Below are 2,974 nucleotides of genomic sequence, written 5' to 3'. Positions count from 1 at the left end.
TCGTGGCCGAGGAGGTGCCGCCCACCTGCACGGCCCTGGGGCCGGCCAACAAGCTCGTGTTCGCGCCGGGGCTTCTGGGCGGGTCGGCCGCGCCGATCTCGGGCCGGATCTCGGTGGGCGGCAAAAGCCCGCTCACGGGCACCATCAAGGAGGCGAACGCCGGGGGGCAGGCCGGCCAGATCCTGGCCCGGCTGGGGATCCGGGCCCTGGTGATCGAGGACCAGCCGGCCGACCCGGACAAGCGCTACACCCTGGAACTCCGGAAGGGTTCGGTCAAGCTCGTGGAGAGCCCGGAGCTCAAGGGCCTGGGGAACTACGACACCGTGGCGAAGCTCGTGGAGAAGTACGGGGAGAAGAAGATCGGGTTCGTGACGATCGGGCAGGCGGGGGAGATGGGCCTCACCGCGGCCTCGATCGCCTGCACCGACCGGGAGATGCGGCCCACCCGCCACGCGGGCCGGGGGGGGCTGGGGGCGGTCATGGGGTCGAAGGGCCTCAAAGCCATCGTGCTCGACGACTCCGAGACCCAGATGCGCCAGCCACAGAACAAGGAGGCGTTCCGGGAGGCCTCGAAGAAGTTCGCGAAAGCCCTCAAGGAGCACCCGGTGACGGGGGAGGGGCTTCCCACCTACGGGACGAACGTGCTCCAGAACATCATCAACGAGGCGGGGGGCCTGCCCACCCGGAACTTCCGGGAGGGGCGGTTCGAGGGGGCATCGAAGATCTCGGGCGAGGCCCAGCACGACGTGATTTTGGAGCGGGGCGGCAAGATCGCCCACGGGTGCCACTCGGGGTGCGTGATCCAGTGTTCGCGGATCTACATGGACAAGGACGGCCATTACAAGACCAAGGGCCCGGAATACGAGACGATCTGGAGCTTCGGCACGGACTGCTGCATCGACGACCTGGACGCCATCGCGGAGATGGACCGGCTCTCGGACGACATCGGGCTCGACACGATCGAGATGGGGGCCACCATTGCGGTGGCGATGGACGCGGGGCTCGCGAAGTTTGGGGACGCGAACGCGGCCATCGAGCTTCTCAAGGAGGTGGGGAAGGGCACGCCGCTGGGGCGGATCCTGGGGTCTGGGGCCAAGGTGACGGGGCAGTGCTTCGGGGTGGCCCACGTGCCGGTGGTGAAGGGGCAGGCGATGCCGGCCTATGAGCCGCGGGCGATCCAGGGGATCGGGGTGACCTACGCCACCTCCACGATGGGGGCGGACCACACGGCGGGGTACGCGATCGCGACGAACATCCTGAAGGTGGGGGGCTACGTGGACCCCTTGAAGCCCGAGGGGCAGGTGGAACTGAGCCGGAACCTGCAGATCGCCACGGCCGCCATCGACTCGACGGGGCTTTGCCTGTTCGTGGCGTTTGCGGTGATGGACAAGCCCGAGGCGTTCGAGGCGGTCTACGAGATGATCAACGCGTTTTACGGCACGAATCTGGGCCCGGACGACGTGACGGAGTTGGGCAAGACGGTGCTCTCGATCGAGCGCAAATGGAACCAGGCCGCCGGGTTCACCAACGCGGACGACCGGCTGCCCGACTGGATGTACCGGGAGCCCCTGCCGCCCCACAACACGGTGTTCATGGTGCCGGACGAGGAACTCGACCAGGTGTTCAATTTCGTCGAGTAGCCGGGGTGGGCAAACGCCGGGCGGGAGGGGACCTCCCGCCCGGTTTCCCCGTCGGGAAAGGGAAACGGGGATGGCAGCGCCGGGAGGCCCCGAGGCAGCCTGTTTGCAAAGCACTGCCCGGCGGTAGGCGGGTGCTCGCGTTCGGTGGTCCCCAGTCCGTGCTTCGCGCACGGGGGGTGCCGGCCGAGTTGGGTGTTCAGGTCCCGCCGCCGGGGGTTGCGGCCCGGGGAGATCGCGGCAAACTTCGGGCTTTCGTCGGACCGCGCCGAGGCGCTGTTGGTGACCTACCGGGCCCAGGATCTGAGCACGGTAGTCCGCCCCGGCGAGCGCGTCGCGTTTGTCCCCTACGGACCATCGGGCCCCCACCGCTGCACCGTGGGCATCTACACCGCCGGGAAAACGGGACCAATCTAGGCCTGTTCCGGTGGCAGGAGGCAGAAGCTCCAGGGCCGCACGTGGCACCAGACCTCCATGCCGGGCTCCATGGGGTATTCGCGGGCGGCGCGGATGTTGAGCCACACGTCCAGGGTGATGCCCTCCACCCGGAGCCGCACGAGCCGGGAGTGGCCGAGGTCGGCCCATTCCAGGATCTCGCCGAGGAGCAGGTTTCTCTGGCGGGCGGTGTCGGGCGGCCGGTCGGGCCGCACCAGGATCACCTCCTCGGGCCGGATGCCCACCACCACCCGGGCGCCCGCCGGAAACCGGGGGTCGGGGGTGAGGAGGAGTTCCCGGGCCACCCCCTCGATCCGGAGCCGCTGGTAGCCGTCGTCGCCCACGGGCCCGGCCGTGCCCGGAAACAGGTTCTGGAGCATCAGGAACCGCGCCACCCGGAGGTTGGCCGGCCGGTTGTAGAGTTCGGCCGGCCGGCCGGTCTGCTCGATGCGGCCGGCCATCAGGATGGCCATGCGGTCGGCCATGAGGAAGGCCTCCTCGGGGTCGTGGGTCACCTGGACCACGGTGACCCCGATCCGGCGCTGGAGGTCCCGGAACTCGGCCTGGAGCCGGCGGCGAAGGGGGGCGTCGAGGGCCGAGAACGGCTCGTCCAAAAAGAGCACCCGGGGCTCGGTCACGAGGGCTCGGGCCAGGGCCACCCGCTGGCGCTCCCCGCCCGAGAGGGTACGCACGTCCCGGCGCCCCACCACCCTTCCCAGGTCCAGCAGTTCCACCCAGCGCCGGAGTTTCCGGTCGACCTCGGGCCCGGCCCGGCCCCGGGCCCGGAGCCCGAACAGGATGTTCTCCCGGACGGTGAGGTGGGGAAAGAGGGCCAGATCCTGGGGCACGTACGCCACGCCCCGGGCCTCGGGCGGAAGCCGGGTGACGTCCCGGCCGTCCAG

Annotated in this window: 3 protein-coding genes; 2 read left to right on the top strand and 1 reads right to left on the bottom strand. The window is 70.0% G+C overall.

Translation table 11 applies throughout. The features are described 5' to 3' along the window. On the top strand, positions 1-1,640 hold a 1,640-nt coding region (locus ACY0I8_RS17435; protein WP_461395760.1), incomplete at its 5' end, for an aldehyde ferredoxin oxidoreductase family protein. A 192-nt stretch (positions 1,641-1,832) separates the two neighbouring features. Beyond that, positions 1,833-2,054 carry a hypothetical protein gene (locus ACY0I8_RS17430; RefSeq protein WP_459942022.1) on the top strand — a complete coding sequence of 74 codons (222 nt, stop codon included), beginning with the start codon at positions 1,833-1,835 and terminating at the stop codon, positions 2,052-2,054. On the opposite strand, the gene ACY0I8_RS17425 is transcribed toward ACY0I8_RS17430, so the two are convergent. Next, positions 2,051-2,974: ABC transporter ATP-binding protein (locus ACY0I8_RS17425; protein ID WP_461395759.1), on the bottom strand; the 924-nt coding region annotated here is incomplete at its 5' end. The two genes, ACY0I8_RS17430 and ACY0I8_RS17425, sit on opposite strands and share 4 nt — an antisense overlap.

This window comes from Deferrisoma sp. (assembly GCF_054681715.1).
The sequence above is the reverse complement of the archived record's forward strand: the minus strand, read 5'-3'. Positions and strand labels throughout refer to the sequence as shown.